The sequence below is a fragment of the Acinetobacter bouvetii DSM 14964 = CIP 107468 genome, assembly GCF_000368865.1.
Classification (GTDB): domain Bacteria; phylum Pseudomonadota; class Gammaproteobacteria; order Pseudomonadales; family Moraxellaceae; genus Acinetobacter; species Acinetobacter bouvetii.
Genome location: NZ_KB849727.1, coordinates 525049 through 545360 on the forward strand (window position 1 = coordinate 525049; position 20312 = coordinate 545360).

The following is a 20312-nucleotide window of genomic DNA, read 5'->3' on the forward strand; positions in this document are numbered from 1 at the left end:
TATAAAACAGAAACTTCAGCAGCAGAAGTAAAAAAACTCCCAGAGCGTCAAGCTCTGGGAGTTTTTTGCTGAATGCAATGAACATTGTATCAAATTATTTTTTATTGGGCGTTTGCGCTTTACCGTACTGATCCGCCATCACCTCGACCAGCTGATCTAGACGGATGTATTTTTTAATCGCAGCATCAACATCTGCCTTGGTTAATTTCGCAATGTCTTGATCACGCTTTTCGCGGTCAAGCAAATCACGCCCTTTTTCAAGCTGAGGAATCAGCATGCTGTGAATACGGCGTTCATCTTCCAAAGCAGTCACGCGCTTTTTCAGCATAGACGCTTTTGCAGACTCCAGCTCCTGCTCCGTCACACCCTTGTCCAATAAAGCCTGCAGCACTTTATGCACCGTCTGCGAAACTTGCGCTGATTTCCCAGCCGTATAATTTGCGCTGATCATTAAGGCGCCGGAATCTGTCCAGCTGTCAAAATTCATATTTGCGCCAAAGCCGTAAACCAGCGCGTTTTTCTCACGCAGCTCCTGCGCCAACCGTGACGATAGCTGCGAATCGCCTAAAATGTGCCGGAAAATTTGCAATGCAGGCATGTCTGGATGATCACTGCCGACAGGAACGGTTAGCAGAGCTTGATAGCTGCCGAACTCGCGCTGCTCTGACAGCGCATGCACTTTCTGCCCGCTATAGGCGGTATAGTCATCACTTAGGCGCTCATAAGGCTCCGCTGTAGTCCAGCTGCCAAATTCAGATTTCAATAATTTTTGAATTTTCTTGGCATCAAAATCACCAGTAATGGCAATTTGACCATGATTGGTTTTAAAGAATTGCTGATACAGCTGCTGCACCTGCTCGCGTGTCGCCGCCTGATACTGCTTTTTCACCAGTTCCGGCTCAAAGTGGTAGCGCAAATCACCCGGCTGATGCGTTTCAATTAAACGCGCCATGTTTAAAGCAGCAACCGTATCGGGCTCTGTATAGGGACGGTCTAAGCTAGACAAGCTTTGTGACTTAATCAAGTCAAACTGCGCCTGCTCAAAAACAGGGGTCTTCACCGCCTCTAAGAAATATTTAAAGAATTCTTCAAATTTGTCTTTTTTGGCAGAAATTTGAATAGTGAAACCATTGCCGCTGGCGCTGACACTGGCTGAACCGCCTGATTCAATAATCTTGTCCGCAATCTGCTGCAAGCTCTTGCCTTCCGATGCGCGGAACAGCAAATAAGCGGTCAAATCCAAAGTCACATCTTTATTCATCAGCGACTCTGCCGTGCCAAAATCCAAAGCAATCGAGGCATAGGTTTTGTCGTCACGCGTCGTTGTCGGGTACAGCGCATATTGAATGCCATTTTTAAGCTTGCCGCGCTGAATCTGTTTTTCTTTCTGCTCTAGGTATGTTTTTGACTGCTGAACATATTGCTTCACTTCCTCTTTATAAGCACTGGCATCTTTCAGCGGCTCTTCTGCAGCATCCTGCTGACCCAGTGTTTTAGCGGGCTGAGCTTTTTTCTGCTCCATTGCCTTTTTCTGATCTTCCGGTGTCGGCAGAATATTCCCGCTAATACGGTATTCAGGCTTTAAAAAGGCTTTATAAGTTTGATTCACCTCGGCTGGCGTCAGCTTTTGAATATCCTCTAAATCTTTAAAATAACGCGTCCAGTCGCCATTATACGCCGCATAATAATCACTGAGGCGGGAACCTAATGCCGCTGCATTATTTTTAATGCTGTCGGCCTGATTTCGGGTCATGCTTTTTACCCGATTCAGCTCTGTATCATCAAAGGCTTTGCTCTGCTCTACCCCTTGATTCAACTGCGCTTGAACTTTGGCGGCATCATGATTGGGCGCATACACAGCGCCTAAAAAGACCAAGTTAAAATCCTTATCCAGCCACGTTGATGCCGCAACACCTGTCGCTAAACCAGTTTCTACGATACTTTGATATAGATGGCCGCTGGGCTGCAGCGTATAAAGCGCGGGGGATACTGACAGCGCAGGCACAATGGCCTGATCTACGCCATTCAGATAAATATTGAATTTGGCGAAATCACTGCCTTTTTGCACGCTGAACTGGCGCTGTTTGATCTTGCTGCCATCCAGTTTAGGCACAACCGCTTGCGCAGGCACAGCGCGTGATGCGATTGGGCTGAATTGCGCATCAATTTGCTTCAGCACCGCAGCTTTATCAAACTTGCCGGAAAGCACCATGACCGCATTGTTCGGCGCATACCACGCACGGTAGAACTGATTCAGCTCCTGCATGTTGATGGACTGCAGTTCTTTCAGATCGCCAATGGGCAAACGCCCCAAGTGCTGATTGCCATATGCGCTTTTAAACACCTGATCCATCAACACAGCAAAAGGTTGGTCTAAACGCACTTCACGTTCCCGCTTCACAATCGAAATTTCAGAAGGAACATATTTTTCCTGCAGCACCAGTTTATCCATGCGCTCCGCTTCAAGATGAATCACTTCATTCAAAGCCGCCTGTTCTGGGCGCACAATATTGGTGTACTTGGTCGAATAATAGTCCGTGCTGGCATTGGTCATTAAGGTGTACTGATCCAGTCTGCGCTGAAACTCATCGCCTTTGACATTCTGCGTGCCCTTAAAAGCCAAATGCTCCAGCAAATGCGCCAAGCCGCCTTTGCCTTGCGGATCATTCAATGAACCAGTCTTATAAACCGTGTTCATAAAAATTTTATTTTCTTTATTATTCTGCGCCAGAATAATACGAAAACCGTTGTCTAATTTATATTCTTCAATATCCTGTTCTGTTTTAACCAAAACCGGCTGTGCAAAAATTGCTGAGCTGCAGCCAAGAAAAAAAAGTGAGAGAGTAAGCTGTTTAAAACGCATGGATAAAATCTTTCCAATCAAGTCTATTAATTTGTAATGCTGTTTATTTTAGAGAATGATTCTCATTATATACAGAATTTTTTTAAATCTGCCGTACTTTTAATACATTTGCCATATGAATCCAGCACACATCAAGCTATCAAGCAAAATTGAATGCCTGCTTAAGCTTTAGCGAAAGCTAGCAATCCGTAAAAATTTCTGCCTGCATGTACAGCTTGGCATAGCCCGAAATCTCGATACGGTCATTTTCCAAAATGCGGCAATACAGCTCACCGCCCCGCGCCGAAGCCTGATACGCAGTAAGTTCTTTTTTGCCCAATTTATCGGCCCAAATCGGGACAATCCCTGTATGAATAGAACCGGTCACAGGGTCTTCATTAATGCCGTTGCCAGGAGCAAAATAGCGGGATACACAATCATACTGCTGATTGCCTGATGTAATTGCAACATCCACACAAACATCGCCATCTGAAGCGGTAATAGCTGTACGGATGCGGCCTAACTGTTTCAGCAATTCAAAATCAGGCTGCTCATCCAAGATATCCTGAACATTTTCATATTCAACAATATAAGCTTGGGCATTCAAATACACTTGCTTAAAGGGTTTAGTCAACGCTTGCCTTAAAAGATCAGGATATTCCGTCACTGCCTGCGCCCGGCGCATGGGGAAATTCATCTGAATTTGGCCGTCATCTGCCTGTACTACAGTAAAGATGCCCAATTTTTTAACGTGAAACTGAATCGTTTGAGCGTCGGTAAAATCTTTAAAAATGACATAGCTACTGGCCAATGTCGCATGCCCGCAAAAATCGACTTCTGTCGTGGGGGTAAACCAGCGGATTTCATAATTCAACGAATCCAGCATTTTCACAAATGCTGTTTCAGAGAGGTTATTTTCCAAAGCAATATTCTGCATGGCTGCTTCATCCAGCCAATGATCCAATACAATTACCGCTGCCGGATTGCCCTTAAACAGCTGCTTGGTGAATGCATCGACCTGATACATTTTCATCTGTGCTTTTCCCTGATTGATCACTGATTTTTCATCATCTTTGATATGTATGTGAAAAAGCCAACACGGATGCATTGGCTTTTAAATTTAACCTTATAGTCAGATTGTGTCTTTAAACGTGTGTTAAATCTACATCTTCTTGATTGAAAATTGTTTTATTCGTTTGCCCCAGCAGCTGGCTGGTCACTGTGCCTGCCGTCATCGACCCGCTGACATTCAGCGCAGTCCGCCCCATATCAATCAAAGGCTCAATCGAGATCAGCAGCGCCACCAAAGTCACAGGCAAGCCCATAATGGGCAGGACAATTAAAGCCGCAAAAGTCGCTCCGCCGCCCACACCCGCAACACCAATTGAACTGAGTGTCACCACACAGATTAAAGTCAGTATCCATAATGGGTCTAAAGGATTGATGCCAACCGTCGGCGCGACCATCACAGCCAGCATCGCTGGATACAGTCCTGCGCAGCCATTTTGACCAATGGTGGTGCCAAATGACGCAGAAAAGCTGGCGATTGACTCAGGCACGCCAATACGGCGGGTTTGCGCTTCAATATTCAAGGGGATGCTGGCTGCACTGGAACGGCTGGTAAAAGCAAAGGCCAAGACCGGCATGACTTTTTTAAAGAATTTAAAAGGATTCATGCCTGTAAGCGCCAAAATGACCGCATGCACCGCAAACATAATCGCAAGGCCAATATAAGACGCGACCAAGAACCCGCCGAGATTCAAAATATCCGCCAAATTTGAACTGGCGACCACTTTGGTAATTAAAGCAAATACACCATATGGCGTCAGCAGCATGACAATCCGCACCAGCTTCATCACCCAGCCTTGCAGCGTTTCAATGGCAGTTAATACACGGCGCCCTTTTTCAGGCTCTTCATTAATGAGCTTGATCCCTGCTATCCCCAGCATCACCGCAAAAATCACTACACTGATGATGGATGTCGGGTTCGCGCCTGTCAGTTCAGCAAAAGGATTGCTTGGAATAAATGACAGCACCAAATCCGGCACGCTTAAATCTGTCACTTTCGAGATGTATTCTGTATTCAGCTGGTTTAAACGCGCGGTCTCTTGAGTACCCTGCACCAAACCGGCAGCGCTTAAGCCAAATAAGTTGGTTACCATCACCCCGACAAAAGCGGCAATAAAAGTAGTCAGCAGCAGTGTGCCGATACTTAAAATACTGATTTTGCCTAATGAGCTGGCATCATGCAGCCTAATAACCGCCCCTAAAATGGAAATAAACACCAGCGGCATCACCACCATCTGCAGCAGCTTGACATAACCATTGCCAACAATATTGAACCACTGTATCGAGTCTTTTAAAATATCAGGTGAACTGCTGTAAACGGCATGCAGTCCTAAACCAAAAATCACACCTAGCCCTAAACCGGCAAAAACTTTCTTTGACAGGCTCCATTGGGTTTTATGCATCTGCGCAAGCAACAACAAGAGTGCAATAAATACTGCGATATTCAGCATTATTGGTGTATTCATGAGCTTTCCTTTAAATTTCTAGCTCTATTATACGCTTTCAGCTCAACGTTGCCCAAGAGCACCCATTCAGCCGGCCACAGCTATTTTGTATTTATTCCCCGCCTCTTGATGATATCTTCTTCAGCTTCATGTTTATGCGCAGTGCAGAATTACAAGCTTTGCAGTCCCTGCTTGATGGTTTAAGCTTCAATCAGCGTTCCCTCAGTTTATTAAATCCATTTAGATTTCAGGTTCACTGCATGCTTACACATCTTCTTCCCGTTGAATTAGAAAAATCATACCGCCTGCTCAATCATGGGCCAACAGTGCTGGTTTCGGCTCAGGATCATGAACATACCGATGTCATGACAGCCGCTTGGGCCTGCGCGCTGGAGTTCAGCCCCGCTAAAATCACAGTCGTGCTGGATAAGAGCACAAAAACCCGGGAAATTATTGAAAATTCAGGATACTTCGCACTGCAAGTTCCCACGCTAAAACAGCTGAAAATGGTGTATGCCTTAGGCATGATCAGCCTCAAGGATGCACCTGAGAAACTGCGCCATTCTGGGGCTGAACTGTTTAAATTTCCGCATTCCAATATTCCTGTTGTTGAAGGATGCGCCGCCTGGCTTCTATGCGAACTCATTCCAGAACCGCATAATCAGCAGACGCATGATTTATTTATTGGCAAGGTGATCGGCGCTTATGCAGATGAGCGGGTTTTCAGGGATGGCCATTGGCACTATCAGGATGCCGCAGATGAATGGAAAAGCCTGCATCATGTGGCTGGCGGGCATTTTTACACCATCGGCGATGCCGTCAGCGTTTACACGGATCAAGAATGAAGCGGATTCAGCAGAATGCCGATGCCGGACAGTTTCCGTATTTTTTGATATTAACACCCGCAAATATTCAATTTTTGCAGTATTAGCAATGCGCTTTACATGATAAGTTGAATTTATGCAAAAAATTAAGAAGTAAGCCCTATGTCTTTTAAAATTCACTGCATAGATGTTAAAAATGCGCTTCAAAATTACATCTGGCTTTTAGAACATAAAGATTCTCAAGATGTTATTGCCATCGATCCGACAGAAGCGGGCTTGGTTGAACAATACTGCCAAGCGCATCAGCTGAACTTAGCGCAAATTTGGCTGACACACTGGCACAAAGACCATGTTGGCGGCGTGCCGGAGCTGATCAGTGAGCGCAATATACCTGTTTATGGCCCGCGGGATGAATTATCTAAAATTCCATTTATCACTCACCCCTTGGCAGATGAAGACCATTTTGAATTTCACGGCTTAAAGATCGATATTATCGCTGTTCCAGGCCATACCCTTGGGCATATTGTGTATTTTATTGATGCTTTAGATGTGCTGTTCTGCGGTGATACACTGTTTGCAATGGGCTGCGGGCGCGTCTTTGAAGGAACCCATCCGCAAATGTTCCACTCATTAAACCGGCTGGCTGCCCTGCCGCCGCGGACCAAGGTCTATTGCACGCATGAATATACATTATCCAATGCGCAGTTTGCACTGCATGCAGAGCCCGACAATATGGCCATCAGAGAGCGTTTTGATCGTGTTGAAGCGCTGCGCATGCTGGGACAGTGCACTCTGCCCAGCACAATTGAATTAGAACTTGAAACCAATCCTTTTCTCCGAGCGGACAATGCAGAAGAGTTTCAGCGCTTAAGAGAAATGAAAGATCAGTTCTAAGGAAAAAGACTCGGACTTTAAGCAATATCCAAGTGCTAAAACTCGAATTTTTCTATCATAAAATTTGATTTGTTTCAGCGAATGCATCCAGTTCCGCCTGTGTCACCACACGGACTGCATGCATTTCATCCACACGGACCAAAAGCAGCCCACCCAATGCCGGCTGATAACGGCGCGCACTGCCAAATGGCGTATAGGCGACCTTCGATTCAGCAGAAAAAATCAGCCAGTCTTCATGGCCCAGCATCACCGCGGCTGGATCTTTATCACTTTGCGTCATTCTGTCAATTTGATTGGCAACGAATTGTTCAATGGTTTCAGACCGCATGACTATTTCCCCTCTTCGGTTTGGCTTTACTTGCAAACTCAAATATACAGCGCAAAAAATCCTGCATCATGCTGAAAGAATGATGCCTTGATCAAAGACCGCATTTTAGCGCTAACTGCATACTTTATTCTTTTTATCGCGTTTTATCGCGTTTTGATTTTGATCAGCTGTATGATTTACATTCAGATTTAATACAGCATAACCTTGAATAATATATTTTTCATTGCATTTAAGTTTGTTTTACCAATGCAATCATAATTAGTTACACTCTATAAAATAGATTATAAATTATATATTTAATTTAAAATCCTTATCATTTTAACCAATTTCATTGTTTATTTATTCAGCAAAAAAATGTAATTTTATAAAAAGTTCCATTTTGCCCTTTAAAAAATATTTAACCATCCCTATTAAATATTTATCAATGAATAAGGAGTTCTCTCGTGAAAAAAGTGGTTAAAGCAAAAAATCTGATCGCATTTCGTCTTTGGCTTGAAAAATTAGGCTATAACGTCCGCAGCTTAGCAGACAACCGCGGCTTCTCATTCAGTTTTAAAAAAGAATACGGCTTAGTCACCTGTGACCTCTCCGGCAATGCTTTGGCCATGCAGCTGGGCGAAGAATTTGAGGATCACTTAAAAGCATAATTCATCTGCCAATTTTTGATCGAGAAAAATGGATTTTTCGAACCTAGGCCCTCCACTGTGAGGGCTTATATTTTACAGCACTGCAGCTTTATCTTGCCTCAGGCAATAAAACACAAGGCTATAAACTCTGCCTCTGACTTTGTTGTACAAACCAATCATCAGTGTTTATTGAACTTTATCATTTATAAATAAATCTTCCCGCGCCTAACAATGAATGGGGGGCTTCTTAATGCGCTTTGATTAATCACAGAAATATAATATTGAGTTTGATCTCCGCACCCTATGGTACACCGAATCTACAGGCGGCCAGGGCAAAAACCATACTTATTCAGATACAGCCACCCCATCCTGCAGGGTGTTCAAGGCTTTATTTAGATTATCTTTGCATATGGCCGCAAGCTTTGTTCCAAGCATGATGAAATTTTGCAAGTTGAATTAGGCAGCGCCTGATTACCCAGCCCTTTGCAGACTGATGTGTGCTGATAAAAAAAGAAAACGTTGAATAGCCGCCAAAAATTTAGACACCTATTGCCCGTTTTATACGGCTGTCACTTGCACTAAGAAAGAGTATTTCAATAGATTCAACAAGATCTAATTTTGCTTCAATTCCCGATGCATCAGTTTTCTTTTTATTTCATCCCAAGTTTAACCGTTAAAATCGGTTGAACTTCAGCCTAATCAACGGCGTCCCAAACATTAAATTAAGCAATAAAAAAAGCCTTAATTCTTTTGAATTAAGGCTTTTTACTTCATATAAGGCTATATGAAGTTAAATTCTGGTGGGGATAGAGAGACTCGAACTCTCACGCCCAGAAGGCGCTGCGACCTGAACACAGTGCGTCTACCAATTCCGCCATATCCCCTTAGGTCGCCAATTATAACAAGATAAATGGACTTTTTCACATATTTCTGTTTAAAAAAACAGCTATTAAATCAATAATAAACCCATGATTTAATATTTGATGGTGGGGACGGAGAGACTCGAACTCTCACACCTTGCGGCGCTGGAACCTAAATCCAGTGCGTCTACCAATTTCGCCACGTCCCCATCAGGGTGCTGACACAAAGTCAGTCTTTTAAAGCTTGGCAGAGGATCAAGGACTCGAACCTTGACGAACGGTTTTGGAGACCGTCATGCTACCATTACATCAATCCTCTATTTTCTTAATGCTTAAACCTGAATCTAAGCTTTAAGTGGTGGGGACGGAGAGACTCGAACTCTCACACCTCGCGGCGCTGGAACCTAAATCCAGTGCGTCTACCAATTTCGCCACGTCCCCAGCTGGGTGCCAATTATATACAATATAAGTGGACTTCTTTAACAACATACTGCCGCTTTAAAACTTGCAATAAAAAAGCAAGGCCAACAACCTTGCTTTAATACTTGATGGTGGGGACGGAGAGACTCGAACTCTCACACCTTGCGGCGCTGGAACCTAAATCCAGTGCGTCTACCAATTTCGCCACGTCCCCATCAGGGTGCTGACACAAAGTCAGTCTTTTTAAAGCTTGGCAGAGGATCAAGGACTCGAACCTTGACGAACGGTTTTGGAGACCGTCATGCTACCATTACATCAATCCTCTATTTTCTTAATGCTTAAACCTGAATCTAAGCTTTAAGTGGTGGGGACGGAGAGACTCGAACTCTCACACCTCGCGGCGCTGGAACCTAAATCCAGTGCGTCTACCAATTTCGCCACGTCCCCAGCTGGGTGCCAATTATATACAATATAAGTGGACTTCTTTAACAACATACTGCCGCTTTAAAACTTGCAATAAAAAAGCAAGGCCAACAACCTTGCTTTAATACTTGATGGTGGGGACGGAGAGACTCGAACTCTCACACCTTGCGGCGCTGGAACCTAAATCCAGTGCGTCTACCAATTTCGCCACGTCCCCATCAGGGTGCTGACACAAAGTCAGTCTTTTAAAGCTTGGCAGAGGATCAAGGACTCGAACCTTGACGAACGGTTTTGGAGACCGTCATGCTACCATTACACCAATCCTCTATTTTCTTAATGCTTAAACTTAAATCTAAGCTTTAAGTGGTGGGGACGGAGAGACTCGAACTCTCACACCTTGCGGCGCTGGAACCTAAATCCAGTGCGTCTACCAATTTCGCCACGTCCCCAATGGCTGTGTATATTATAGAGATCACCTGTACATGACAAGCCTTTTTTAGAAAAAAGCATTTTGATTGCTTAAATAAAAATCAAAAAAGATAATTTGGAGATTTCTTAAACATTTTCAGATATTAAGCGCATTTTTATTTGCGAAAAATCACGCATTCTCTGCGTTTTTTGCTTCGCAAGCATATCTCGCAATATCGGTTCGAAAAATATAAATTGCTGTGGAAGATCAATTGTTAACCGCTGACAATGCAAAACAGCCCAATCTTCATATGTATGGGCCTGCAAACGCTGAGCTGTCAGCCATTCCAGCAGCACAATGCCTAAGGCGTAAAGATCACTTTGCACACTTTTGAGCTGCCCGTGGAATAACTCCGGCGCCATATAGCGCGGTGTTGCGTTCATAGCCGGGCGCTTTGCAGACGCTATCGGCACGGCCTGTTCAAAATCCAGCAGCCTCACCTGCCCTTGATAGCGCACAAAGTGCGCTGCTTTTAGATCTGCATGCAGCCACCCGAACTCAGTTAACTGCGCTAAGGCGCTAACAATCTCTATCATCAGCGCTTTAATTTGGCTTAAATTGAATTGATTCGAATCCCGACTAAAAATCGATTCTGCATGAGGCAACAGCAATAGTTGCGGATGCAGATGGTCTGCTTGAATTAACTGCCGGTGATCCAGCTGATTGACCGAGATAATGCGATGCGGCAGCAAAAAACTGTGACGCTGCAGAGACCACTGCTGATACAGCGCAAGTTCCTGTAAAAACCCTTGCTGTGCATGTTCAAAGCCATCTTCCCGCATGGACTGCCCTTTGAGCCAAAAACAGGAGGAATTAACTTGATCACCGTTAGACGCATTTTGCAGCTGATACAAGTACCGTCCAAAATTCAAACTCTGGGCTTTGGCTTTTAAGCGATATACAGCTGTCTGCAATAAATCCTGATCACACTGCAATAAATTCTGCATGCTGCTTTTCAGGTGATTTTTGATAATGCAGCAGCTCTAAACAATGCTGAATGGTTTTTCCAACCCGCGCATGGGTTTCAATCAGTGAAATTTTCGGCCAAGTCGCCCGTTCACCCTCTCGCTGCAACACTTTAAATAAATATGGGCGCGGGTTTTGCAGCATATAGCTGTAATGGCGCAGGCTCTGCTTACCGACAATATTTACATCGCCATAATAACGCTGATCAACCACGCCATAGCCATGATCCAGCAAACGGCGTATCGGCGGCACACTGCCTACACGTTCACGGGCAAAATCCATCACCCCTTTAGTAATCACCTTGCCCTGCCGGCGGATAATCCGCTCAGGCCAGCTCAGCATGTCTTTGCGGAAGCGGGAAATATCATTTTGCATAAAGGGCACAATATGCGGATTCACCTGACTGGCAATCGTATAATTGATGTTGTATAAGCGCGCCATTTTCTCCTGCGGAAAATCACTGCGCACACTGCCATCCACCCAGCGGGTAGATGCCATATAAGGCGTGAATTGACCATCATAGCGCTTGCTTGTCAGCTTAACTGGCGGAAATAGAATTGGCACTGCGCAAGAAGCCAGAACAGCACTCCACACCAGCAAATCCGGCGCAGTATATGCGTTCATAATGCGCGCATCCTGCGAAGCATCATAGGGCGCAACCGCAATATTGATATTCAGCCCAGAGGTTTTTTTCGCCTCTGCAAAGGTCATATCCCCTAAATTTTCTTTGAGAAAATTCTTTAAATATTTTACATCCGCCAATCCGCCATTGCCGCGCAGCAAATCGCTGAGCTTTCTAAAGTGAAAGGCTTCACTGTAAAAATTATGCCCCTTCAAAATTTCCATAAACTCAGACGGCTTTGACACGCCCAGCATGCCGGTCATGATGGCGCCGGCACTCGAACCAGACAGCACTTTAGGCATTAAATCCTGTTCCATCAGCGCCTTGCAGACGCCTGTATGAAACAGGCCGAGGGTTGACCCGCCAGAGAACATCATGGCAGGCTGTCCAAAAGCTTTTTGGCACTGTTCAAAGAAACCAATTTTTTCTTCTGATGTTAAACATTCACAGTCTTCGGAAGCGATAAAAGCCAAGCCTTCACTGACTTCCGAAACATAATCTTCAATAATTTTTTTTGTCCCGACATGCGTTACGGAAAAGAGCAATGGATGGCCAATATTCGCAATATCGTAAGTTAAGCCTTCACTCAAAATATACATCAGATCGCGAGTGCGCTTTTGCTGGCGGTAGCGCCTCAGCAAAGCCAAACGGTGCACAATAATTTCTGCATCAAAGTAGGGAGAGCAATTATCCAGCTTCCACTCTTGAGCGCCAGATTCCTCATCAATTTTCAGCGCAATGCTTTTCCACTCGGCATAGCTTTCTGCAGTTTCCAGTTGCCGGCTTAGTTTTTTTATTCTGTACGCCTGGTGCGGATTTACATCCCTTGCAAAGTCTTTAAATAGCATATCCATCCCTCAGCGCTGGCTTTTATCTGCTGCATAATCATTAGATTCTTATGCAGCTTAAACTTTTGCAAAATTTGATCATTAATTCAATAGGCAAAAGTTGCTTCCGTTGGCATATCATGCCGAAATACTATACATTGTTGTTGTAAAATTACATCTATTCATCGATTAATCACAAGCTGAATACCCATGCCAACCTTAGATTTACCAGATAATATTTTAGAGTCCCTGTCCAGCGTTCTTTTGCAATTGCAGCAAACGCTTCCTGAACTTAGAAAAGCGCCAGACTTTACCGCTGCTGCCTATAAATGGCAGGATAAACAGCTGAAAGCAATTCAGCAATCAAAAAAAATGTATCTGGAAGATTTAAAAGGCATTGAGCGCCAAAAAGAAAAAGTCATCCAAAACACTTTGCAGTTTTTAAAAGGCTTCCCTGCCAATGACGTTTTGCTTACAGGTTCACGCGGCACGGGCAAGTCGTCTATCGTGCGCGCGCTACTGACTGAATACGAATCTCAAGGCCTGCGCTTAATTGAAATTGAACGTGATGATTTGTCTGATCTGCCTGAAATTCAAAAACTCATTGCCGGCCGTCCGGAAAAATTTATTGTCTATTGTGATGATTTGGCCTTTAACGCAGAAGATGAAAATTACCGCAGCTTAAAAAGTGTTTTAGATGGCTCACTGCAGTCAGGTTCAAGCAATTTCATTATTTACGCCACCAGCAACCGCCGCCATTTGCTGCCTGAATTTATGCATGAAAACACGCCTGTAACCAAGGTGGATGTCCCTCAATATACAGAACTGCATCCGCAGGAAGCCATTGAAGAAAAAATCTCTCTGTCTGACCGTTTTGGCATGTGGCTGTCATTCTACCCCATGGACCAAAAGCTGTATCTGGAAATTGCTGAACATTATTTAGCGAAAGCCAATCTGCCATGGACCGAAGATGCCCGGACAGCGGCTTTAAGATGGTCTCAAGGACGCGGACAGCGTTCGGGGCGCGCAGCGTATCAATTTTCTAAACACTGGATTGGTTCACAGCAGTTATTGAATCTATAACTCTGTTTTTAAGTTTTAATTTCCTTCATACGGCAATAAAATAAAGGCCCTGTTTATTTTGAATAGAGCCTTTTTTCACAAAAACATGTTGATATTACAGGTCTTACCCACAAAATAAGCATAATTAAGATACTGACTTAAATACTTTTATGATTCATCAGCACATTATTTTTATCCCCTTTCCACCCCATAAATAGCGAACGTAGACTGCAGAGACAACGGTTATTTTTTTGAAAAACCCCTCTTGAATTAATCGATTGGCAGAATTTATAAAACTAAAATTCCATTTTCATCTTCTTAACGAAAAATACAGTCAATCCAACTATCTTTAAAATTTTTATCCACTATTCGTATCTAAACCGATTTCACTCCTCAGCGAGCTTGCATTTACTTCAACTGCCTTTCGCATCAAGAAATCAATTTCCCTAAAATAGTCTTATAACCGATATAAAAAAGCCCAGATCTCATGTCTGGGCTTTTTTATATCGGTTTGTGTGATTCAGTACTTAACCTTGTTCAGGATTGCTCAATTCCGTCATCGGCCAGCGCGGTGTTGTGGTTACCGCCAAGCCATCATGCTGTCCTGCTTTTAAGCGCTGATAACCCGCAAAAGCAATCATGGCGCCATTATCGGTACACAATGCAGGCTCTGCATAAAACACATGGGCACGAATTTTAGCCAGGTCGGCTTCTAAGCGTTCTCTCAGGCGGCTGTTGGCACTTACACCGCCAGCAATCACCAAACGCCGCAAGCCGGTTTGCTTTAATGCTTTCACTGATTTTTTCACCAGTGTATCCACCAATGCTTCTTGGAATGAAGCCGCAATATCGGCTTCGCGGCCTTCGCCTTCCACTTTTTTCAATTGCACAGATACTGCTGTTTTCAAACCACTGAAAGAAAAATCTAAACCTTGATGCAGCATTGGGCGTGGAAATGCAAATGCATTCATGTCACCAGCTGCAGCCAGCTTAGAAATATTCGGCCCGCCCGGATAAGGCAGACCCATCATTTTCGCGACTTTATCAAAGGCTTCGCCTGCTGCATCATCAATAGATTCGCCCAACAGTTCATATTGGCCAATGCCATACGCAGCCATGAGCTGTGTATGGCCGCCCGACACCAGCAAAGCGACAAATGGAAATTCTGGCGGAGTTTTGGACAGCAATGGCGCCAGCATATGACCTTCCATATGATGCACGCCAATCGCCGGCTTATTCAGCGCAAAGGCTAAAGTTCGGCCAAACAGCGCGCCTGTCATGAGCGCGCCCATCAGACCTGGCCCGCGGGTATAGGCAATGGCGTCAATTTCAGATTTTTTAATGCCGCTGTCTGCCAGCAATTGGGTGATTAAAGGAATTAATTTGCGCACATGGTCACGCGAAGCCAGCTCCGGCACGACGCCGCCATATTCTGCATGCAGTTTAATTTGGCTATACAGCACTTGCCCGCGCAAACCCAACTCGCTGTCATACAATGCGAGCCCTGTTTCATCACAAGATGTTTCTAAGCCTAAAACGATCATTAAACTGCCTATAACCTGTATCAAATCTATTGCGAAGCCTATTATAGACTTGTGGTATGAGATGTAAATGAGTAAAATACTGACCTTCACTTGTGATCGAAGGCAATTTCGCCCTAGATCTTATCCATAACTTAATGAGGATTCTTCATGCCACAAGTTAAATTGAAAGAAGGCGAACCAGTAGACGTAGCTATCCGTCGTTTCAAACGTTCATGCGAAAAAGCGGGTGTTCTTGCTGATGTTCGTAAACGCGAATTCTACGAAAAACCTACTCAAGAACGTAAGCGCAAAAAAGCTGCTGCTGTTAAACGCTACCAAAAGAAATTGGCGCGTGAATCAGTACGCACGACTCGCCTTTACTAAGATTAATTTGTGATTGATTGACTAACCTGGACAAAATAAATGACTACTTTAAAAAACCAAATAACTGATGTTTTGAAAGCAACTATGCGTGCTAAAGAAATGGGCAAGTTAACGGTAATTCGTAGTCTACAGGCAGCAATCAAGCAAATTGAAGTCGATGAACGCATTGAGCTTGACGATACTCAGGTTCTTGCGGTCATTGAAAAGCAAATCAAACAACGTAAAGAATCGATCAAAGCCTTTGAAGGCGCTGGTCGAGAAGATTTAGCTAGTAAGGAACAAGCCGAACTTGAGGTTTTATCTCAATTTCTACCAGAAGCTATGACTGAGGAAGAACTTGATTCCATCATTGCACAGACTATTACTGCGCAAGAAGCTACTAGCATGAAAGATATGGGTAAGGTGATGAACTCTCTGCGTCCGCTCATAGCCGGGCGCGCCGATCCTTCTCAAGTTTCTGCAAAAATTAAAGCAAAACTTGCTTAATACCCACACCGTTAAATCTTGTTTTGAGTATTTTTAATATTCAAAAATATGTTTGATTTGGTCTATTTGATTTAATTATTTTCTACATATAAATCAAATAGCCAATTAACTATGCACCCATAAACCATCCTCTCCAATAAAATAAGAATTATATCCGTCAATTTCTAAATTATATGTTCTCACTGCTAATTTCTTTGGTTTTGGTACATTCCAATGTGTATTATAGATATAATCCACTGCCCTATCATTAATGTAATCTGATTTTATAATTTGCGATTCCAATATATAGTAATCTGAATTGTATTTATTATGATTAACAAAGTAATAATTATCATCTGTAAACTGAATAATCATATCAAGTTCACGAGTTTCCTCAAATGTGAGTTCAAAACAACCACCCACACTCAAACCACCCTCCAAGCAACCATACCAAACAGTATGTGAATCCAAAAATCTTAAACTCTTTTCGTCACTTATATTTGACAACAAACTACAACCATCAAGCTTTGAAGCAACAATCCATTTTCGAAATGCCTGAACTTCAACAGTAGATTCCACCCAAAACAATTGTGATGCAGCTGCAAATTGAGTATAAATTACTGGGTAAGATTCTTCTATTTGAGCATTTTTAAAGCAACTTATACGTAAAATTTCTTCGGAAAGTAAACCACTTACTTCTGTCACATTTCTATATTCAATAACGCTACTATCAGATTTAGATAATACCAAATCACCGACTTTAATATTCTGAATCGGAAGAAGCCCCTGATCTGTATGAATTAAAGTACCAGCCACAAATCCAGACATTTTTCACCTATTTCAAATCACACTGAATATTATATTTTTTCAATAATTGCATTTCTGGTGACACTATCACTTTATCGATCACTGTTTGCTTAGTCATAGATTGTGCAGAAGGTGGTAAGTACGCACGGTTTTGATCTGTAGTTTGATACAAATCGTCGACGTATTTTTTGACAATTCCACAAAATTGCTGCTGTTGTTGTGCTGAAAATTGAGAAGTTTTAGCATCTAAACTGCGTAAAAATAACTTCATATCCACACTATATTGACTAGAAATTTTTTCTACATCACGAGCATACTGTTCAGCACTCGCGGCTTGCACTGCCTGTACAGCTATTCCCAAACCCAACAGGGTAAATATTAATTTTTTCATCAATTCAATCTTTATCGTTTATCTAAAGGCGCGCTTACAATTGTATCACCAGCCAACTTTCCAAACTATTTTAAATGTGTCTATGATAATGAATTTATACAAATAAATTCAGGCTGATATTCTTTATAAGCCAGTTCTTCAGGCGCAGGCAATGCGCCTTGTGTGACCGTTCCCAAACGCAGCCGCAAGACATCCGGCAAATCCGTACGGTACGAATACATCGGGCTGCCGCATTGACTGCAAAATACACGAGCCTTATTAGCTGTATGAAAATATTCCTTTAAAGCCTCACCACCTTGCAGCAGCTGAAACTTGGATTTATCAATTGGAGAGTTCCAGCCGAACAGCGCACCTTGCGCCAGCCTGCAATGCTGACAAAAACACAAAATGCTCCGTTCCAGTTCGGCCTCATACTGATATTTTACAGCACCGCACAAACACTGTCCCTGAATCATTACAGCACTCCATTATTTTGAATTATTATGCTTTAAATTGCGTTTGCTTAATCTTCACCCCTGCTGATCAATGCAGTGAAGACACCTTATGGAGAACTCCAGCGCTTTCACCTAGACAGCCAATTGCCAATCTTTCTGCATTTCTTTTAAGCGCTGGTCTATTACCGTTTCAAGTGACTTGCGCTCTTTGGCTAAACGCTTAGCATGCAATAAAGACTTTATGGCATTTTCTTCATTGCCGGTCCAAAATTCCACTTCCGCACGGTAGCGCAATACATTCACAGACCGCAGCGCAGAAGAATTATCAGCATTTGCAGACTGCTGCATTAGACGCCAGCCGGATACATCACGCGGGTTATTGCGTAAAAATTGACGCACCGTCAACTCCGCTTGAGCCGGCTGCTTATTAAGGATAAGCACTTCTGCATATTTATAATTTAACGCGCGGTTCTCTGGCATAACCGCCGCAGCACTGCTCATTAAACTGAATGCATTTTCAATTTTATTCTGCCCTAAGTAAACATCTGCCTGCAGCAGCGTCATCAGCACATGGCTGGATTTAATATTTTTAGCTTTATCAAGCGCGGTTTGTGCAGCCGAAAAATCACCATGCTGTATGTGAAAAGCAGCCAAGCCCATTAAACCCGCAAAATTATTTTGATTAGCCAACGCCTGCAGCTGCTGTTCGCTGCTCTGGCCAGACAGAACTCGGCTATATTGCTTAATTATTTCAAAATCTTCATTGTCTAAATTTGGCTTTACTTTCGGCAGCTGATTTGCCCTCAGGCGCGCCTCACTCATACGCTGTGTCGTGAGTGGGTGCGTCAGCCAAAAGTCCGGCAAAAAACTGACCTGACTTGTAGCGCGGTTCATGACTTCAAAAAAATCGGCCATGCTTTGCGGGTTATAGCCTGCAGCATACATATACTGCATCCCTATGCGGTCAGCTTCACGTTCTTGGTTTCGGCTATATGTCAGCTGCTTATCCAGCAGTGCCGCCTGCGAACCCAGCATCACAGCAGCGCCCGCATCACCATCCGCCTTGGAAGCAACCAATGCCCCTACCAGAATACCCGCCAATGAAAGCAAGCCCTGCCCCTTAAAGGCTTCTTGAGAGCGGCTATAATGGCGCTGTGTGACATGCGCAATTTCATGCGCCATTACACCAGCCATCTCATCCATGTTACGCGCAGAGTTAATCAAACCCGCATTCAGGGCAAATAATCCGCCAGGCACAGCAAAAGCATTAATTTGCGGATCATTAATAATTAAAAGGCCGACCGGCTGACTGAGCTGTGTCTGGCTTAAAATATGGGAAAATACTGCATACAAACGATCTTCAAGCCAAGGATTTTGCAGAACCGGCATCTGCTTATTGACTTCACGGAATACTTTTTCGCCAATGGCCTTTTCTTTTTGCTGATCAAGCAAACCAACGCCGCTGCCAATATCCGGCACAGCAAATTGAGCTGCCGAATTAAATTCTACCGTTTGACTCTGCGCGAGCATCGAACACAGTCCCAGACTGCAAGCCAGTAAAGTTTTTTTCAATGCCGCGTCCCAATCAAATCTATTTGCTTATCTATTCAGAAATATAGCATTGAAAAATGAGCCATTATGAAAGAAAGTGTTATTAAATTTTTAATTAATCCGCTTTCTTAACAGCGTAGCGAGGCTGCCTGCCCTCCAAAGCATCGACCAAATTCTCATATGCCAATTCAGCCATCCGCTTGCGGGTTTGTGCAGTTGCAGATCCGACATGCGGCAAGGTGACTGCATTATCCAGCTCAAATAACTCTGAAGCCTGCAGCGGCTCCTTTTCATATACATCCAATCCAGCTGCGAAAATACTGCGCGACTTTAAAGCATCAATAAGCGCCTTTTCATCAACCACGGAACCGCGCGAAATATTGACCAGCACCGCATGCGGCTGCATAAGCTGCAATTCGCGCGCGCCAATTAATGATTTGGATGCCGCATTTAAATCAACCGCAATTACAACAAAATCGGAACGGCTTAATAAATCATCCAGACTGCAGAATTCAGCTTTAAACTGTTCGGCTATTTCAAGTTTTTCATGACGGTTATGGTACAGCACATTCATATTGAATCCGTAAAAACCGCGTCTCGCAATCGCAGCGCCGATAGAGCCTAAACCGATAATGCCTAAGGTTTTCCCATAAATATCAACACCAAATTGCTCTGGGCCTGCCGTTCTGGACCATTGCCCCTGCTTCATCCAGGCATCCAATGATGGAACTTTTCTTGCTGCGCTCATTAAAAGCGTAAACGCCAAGTCTGCTGTCGTTTCAGTCAAAACGTGCGGGGTATGCGTCAGCCAAATATGCTTTTGATTTAGATATGACACATCATAATTGTCGTACCCCACACTCACACTGGAAATAATCTTGAGTTTTTCTGCATGTTTTAAATTGCTTTCATTCAGCCTCCGGCCAGCGCCGATCATCCCATCCGCATCACGGCTTTCTTCTAAAATTTGCTGATTGATATCGCCTTTTTTCGGATTAATTTGAACAACATGATATTGCTGTTCCAGTCTCATCAAAATTTCATTATCGATTTGGCTAAAAACAACAACTTTCTTTTTCAT

At 43.6% G+C, this 20312-nt stretch carries 19 protein-coding genes and 10 tRNA genes; 7 read left to right on the forward strand and 22 right to left on the reverse strand.

Going from position 1 to position 20312, the window contains the following annotated elements; genetic code table 11:
• Positions 1–94 precede the first annotated feature (94 nt).
• The 3 genes from F941_RS09505 to F941_RS09515 form a co-directional block, all read right to left on the reverse strand.
• Positions 95–2863, reverse strand: a complete 2769-nt coding sequence (locus F941_RS09505; protein WP_005010565.1) for a M16 family metallopeptidase — start codon at positions 2861–2863, stop codon at positions 95–97.
• 178 nt (positions 2864–3041) lie between these two features.
• Positions 3042–3875 (reverse strand): PhzF family phenazine biosynthesis protein, encoded by an 834-nt coding sequence (locus F941_RS09510; RefSeq protein ID WP_005010567.1) that lies wholly within the window; start codon positions 3873–3875, stop codon positions 3042–3044.
• A 112-nt stretch (positions 3876–3987) separates the two neighbouring features.
• The gene (locus F941_RS09515) at positions 3988–5376 is read right to left on the reverse strand and encodes an L-cystine transporter (RefSeq protein ID WP_005010569.1); all 1389 of its coding nucleotides are present in this window, start codon (positions 5374–5376) and stop codon (positions 3988–3990) included.
• A 239-nt stretch (positions 5377–5615) separates the two neighbouring features.
• Here F941_RS09515 and F941_RS09520 point away from each other — a divergent pair, with 239 nt between their 5' ends.
• Entirely contained in the window at positions 5616–6200 is a 585-nt protein-coding gene (locus tag F941_RS09520; protein WP_005010571.1) for a flavin reductase family protein, read from the forward strand.
• Between the two features lie 141 nt (positions 6201–6341).
• A complete protein-coding gene (gene gloB, locus F941_RS09525) occupies positions 6342–7073 on the forward strand; it encodes a hydroxyacylglutathione hydrolase (RefSeq protein WP_005010572.1) in 732 nt (243 codons plus the stop codon).
• A gap of 55 nt (positions 7074–7128) precedes the next feature.
• Here the strand turns inward: gloB and F941_RS09530 are convergent, their stop codons facing one another.
• Positions 7129–7401 (reverse strand): hypothetical protein, encoded by a 273-nt coding sequence (locus F941_RS09530; RefSeq protein ID WP_005010575.1) that lies wholly within the window; start codon positions 7399–7401, stop codon positions 7129–7131.
• Between the two features lie 443 nt (positions 7402–7844).
• Between F941_RS09530 and F941_RS09535 the strand changes: the two genes are divergently transcribed.
• Both F941_RS09535 and F941_RS16905 read left to right on the forward strand, forming a co-directional pair.
• Positions 7845–8048: a hypothetical protein gene (locus tag F941_RS09535; RefSeq protein ID WP_005010578.1), complete on the forward strand. Its 204-nt coding sequence runs from the start codon at positions 7845–7847 to the stop codon at positions 8046–8048.
• A gap of 259 nt (positions 8049–8307) precedes the next feature.
• Entirely contained in the window at positions 8308–8487 is a 180-nt protein-coding gene (locus tag F941_RS16905; RefSeq protein ID WP_081400544.1) for a transposase, read from the forward strand.
• Between the two features lie 338 nt (positions 8488–8825).
• On the opposite strand, the gene F941_RS09540 is transcribed toward F941_RS16905, so the two are convergent.
• From F941_RS09540 to F941_RS09595, 12 genes are all read right to left on the reverse strand, one after another.
• A tRNA-Leu gene (locus tag F941_RS09540) sits at positions 8826–8911 on the reverse strand.
• A gap of 100 nt (positions 8912–9011) precedes the next feature.
• A tRNA-Leu gene (locus F941_RS09545) sits at positions 9012–9096 on the reverse strand.
• A gap of 36 nt (positions 9097–9132) precedes the next feature.
• Positions 9133–9206: transfer RNA gene (locus F941_RS09550), tRNA-Trp, on the reverse strand.
• Between the two features lie 37 nt (positions 9207–9243).
• A tRNA-Leu gene (locus F941_RS09555) sits at positions 9244–9328 on the reverse strand.
• A gap of 108 nt (positions 9329–9436) precedes the next feature.
• A tRNA-Leu gene (locus F941_RS09560) sits at positions 9437–9521 on the reverse strand.
• Positions 9522–9558: 37 nt separating this feature from the next.
• Positions 9559–9632 (reverse strand) — tRNA-Trp (locus F941_RS09565).
• Positions 9633–9669: 37 nt separating this feature from the next.
• Positions 9670–9754: transfer RNA gene (locus tag F941_RS09570), tRNA-Leu, on the reverse strand.
• A gap of 108 nt (positions 9755–9862) precedes the next feature.
• A tRNA-Leu gene (locus F941_RS09575) sits at positions 9863–9947 on the reverse strand.
• 36 nt (positions 9948–9983) lie between these two features.
• Positions 9984–10057: transfer RNA gene (locus F941_RS09580), tRNA-Trp, on the reverse strand.
• A gap of 37 nt (positions 10058–10094) precedes the next feature.
• A tRNA-Leu gene (locus F941_RS09585) sits at positions 10095–10179 on the reverse strand.
• A 106-nt stretch (positions 10180–10285) separates the two neighbouring features.
• Positions 10286–11146 (reverse strand): protein kinase domain-containing protein, encoded by an 861-nt coding sequence (locus F941_RS09590; protein WP_005010580.1) that lies wholly within the window; start codon positions 11144–11146, stop codon positions 10286–10288.
• On the reverse strand, positions 11124–12635 hold the full coding sequence (locus F941_RS09595) for a DUF3336 domain-containing protein (RefSeq protein ID WP_005010583.1): 1512 nt from the start codon (positions 12633–12635) through the stop codon (positions 11124–11126). The genes F941_RS09590 and F941_RS09595 overlap by 23 nt, the downstream gene beginning before the upstream one ends.
• Positions 12636–12824: 189 nt before the next feature.
• Between F941_RS09595 and F941_RS09600 the strand changes: the two genes are divergently transcribed.
• Entirely contained in the window at positions 12825–13697 is an 873-nt protein-coding gene (locus F941_RS09600; protein WP_005010585.1) for an ATP-binding protein, read from the forward strand.
• Between the two features lie 506 nt (positions 13698–14203).
• On the opposite strand, the gene tsaD is transcribed toward F941_RS09600, so the two are convergent.
• Positions 14204–15220 carry a tRNA (adenosine(37)-N6)-threonylcarbamoyltransferase complex transferase subunit TsaD gene (tsaD, locus tag F941_RS09605; protein ID WP_005010586.1) on the reverse strand — a complete coding sequence of 339 codons (1017 nt, stop codon included), beginning with the start codon at positions 15218–15220 and terminating at the stop codon, positions 14204–14206.
• Between the two features lie 147 nt (positions 15221–15367).
• Between tsaD and rpsU the strand changes: the two genes are divergently transcribed.
• A complete protein-coding gene (gene rpsU, locus F941_RS09610; RefSeq protein ID WP_001136722.1) occupies positions 15368–15583 on the forward strand; it encodes a 30S ribosomal protein S21 in 216 nt (71 codons plus the stop codon).
• 39 nt (positions 15584–15622) lie between these two features.
• Complete coding sequence (locus F941_RS09615; protein WP_005010588.1) at positions 15623–16069, forward strand: GatB/YqeY domain-containing protein; 447 nt, start codon at positions 15623–15625, stop codon at positions 16067–16069.
• 105 nt (positions 16070–16174) lie between these two features.
• On the opposite strand, the gene F941_RS09620 is transcribed toward F941_RS09615, so the two are convergent.
• From F941_RS09620 to F941_RS09640, 5 genes are all read right to left on the reverse strand, one after another.
• Positions 16175–16876 carry a Hint domain-containing protein gene (locus F941_RS09620; protein ID WP_005010590.1) on the reverse strand — a complete coding sequence of 234 codons (702 nt, stop codon included), beginning with the start codon at positions 16874–16876 and terminating at the stop codon, positions 16175–16177.
• 7 nt (positions 16877–16883) lie between these two features.
• Complete coding sequence (locus F941_RS09625) at positions 16884–17246, reverse strand: hypothetical protein (RefSeq protein ID WP_005010591.1); 363 nt, start codon at positions 17244–17246, stop codon at positions 16884–16886.
• Between the two features lie 80 nt (positions 17247–17326).
• A complete protein-coding gene (locus tag F941_RS09630; protein ID WP_005010592.1) occupies positions 17327–17701 on the reverse strand; it encodes a GFA family protein in 375 nt (124 codons plus the stop codon).
• A 111-nt stretch (positions 17702–17812) separates the two neighbouring features.
• Positions 17813–19252: a M48 family metalloprotease gene (locus F941_RS09635; RefSeq protein ID WP_026253430.1), complete on the reverse strand. Its 1440-nt coding sequence runs from the start codon at positions 19250–19252 to the stop codon at positions 17813–17815.
• A 94-nt stretch (positions 19253–19346) separates the two neighbouring features.
• Positions 19347–20312: a 2-hydroxyacid dehydrogenase gene (locus F941_RS09640; protein ID WP_005010595.1), complete on the reverse strand. Its 966-nt coding sequence runs from the start codon at positions 20310–20312 to the stop codon at positions 19347–19349.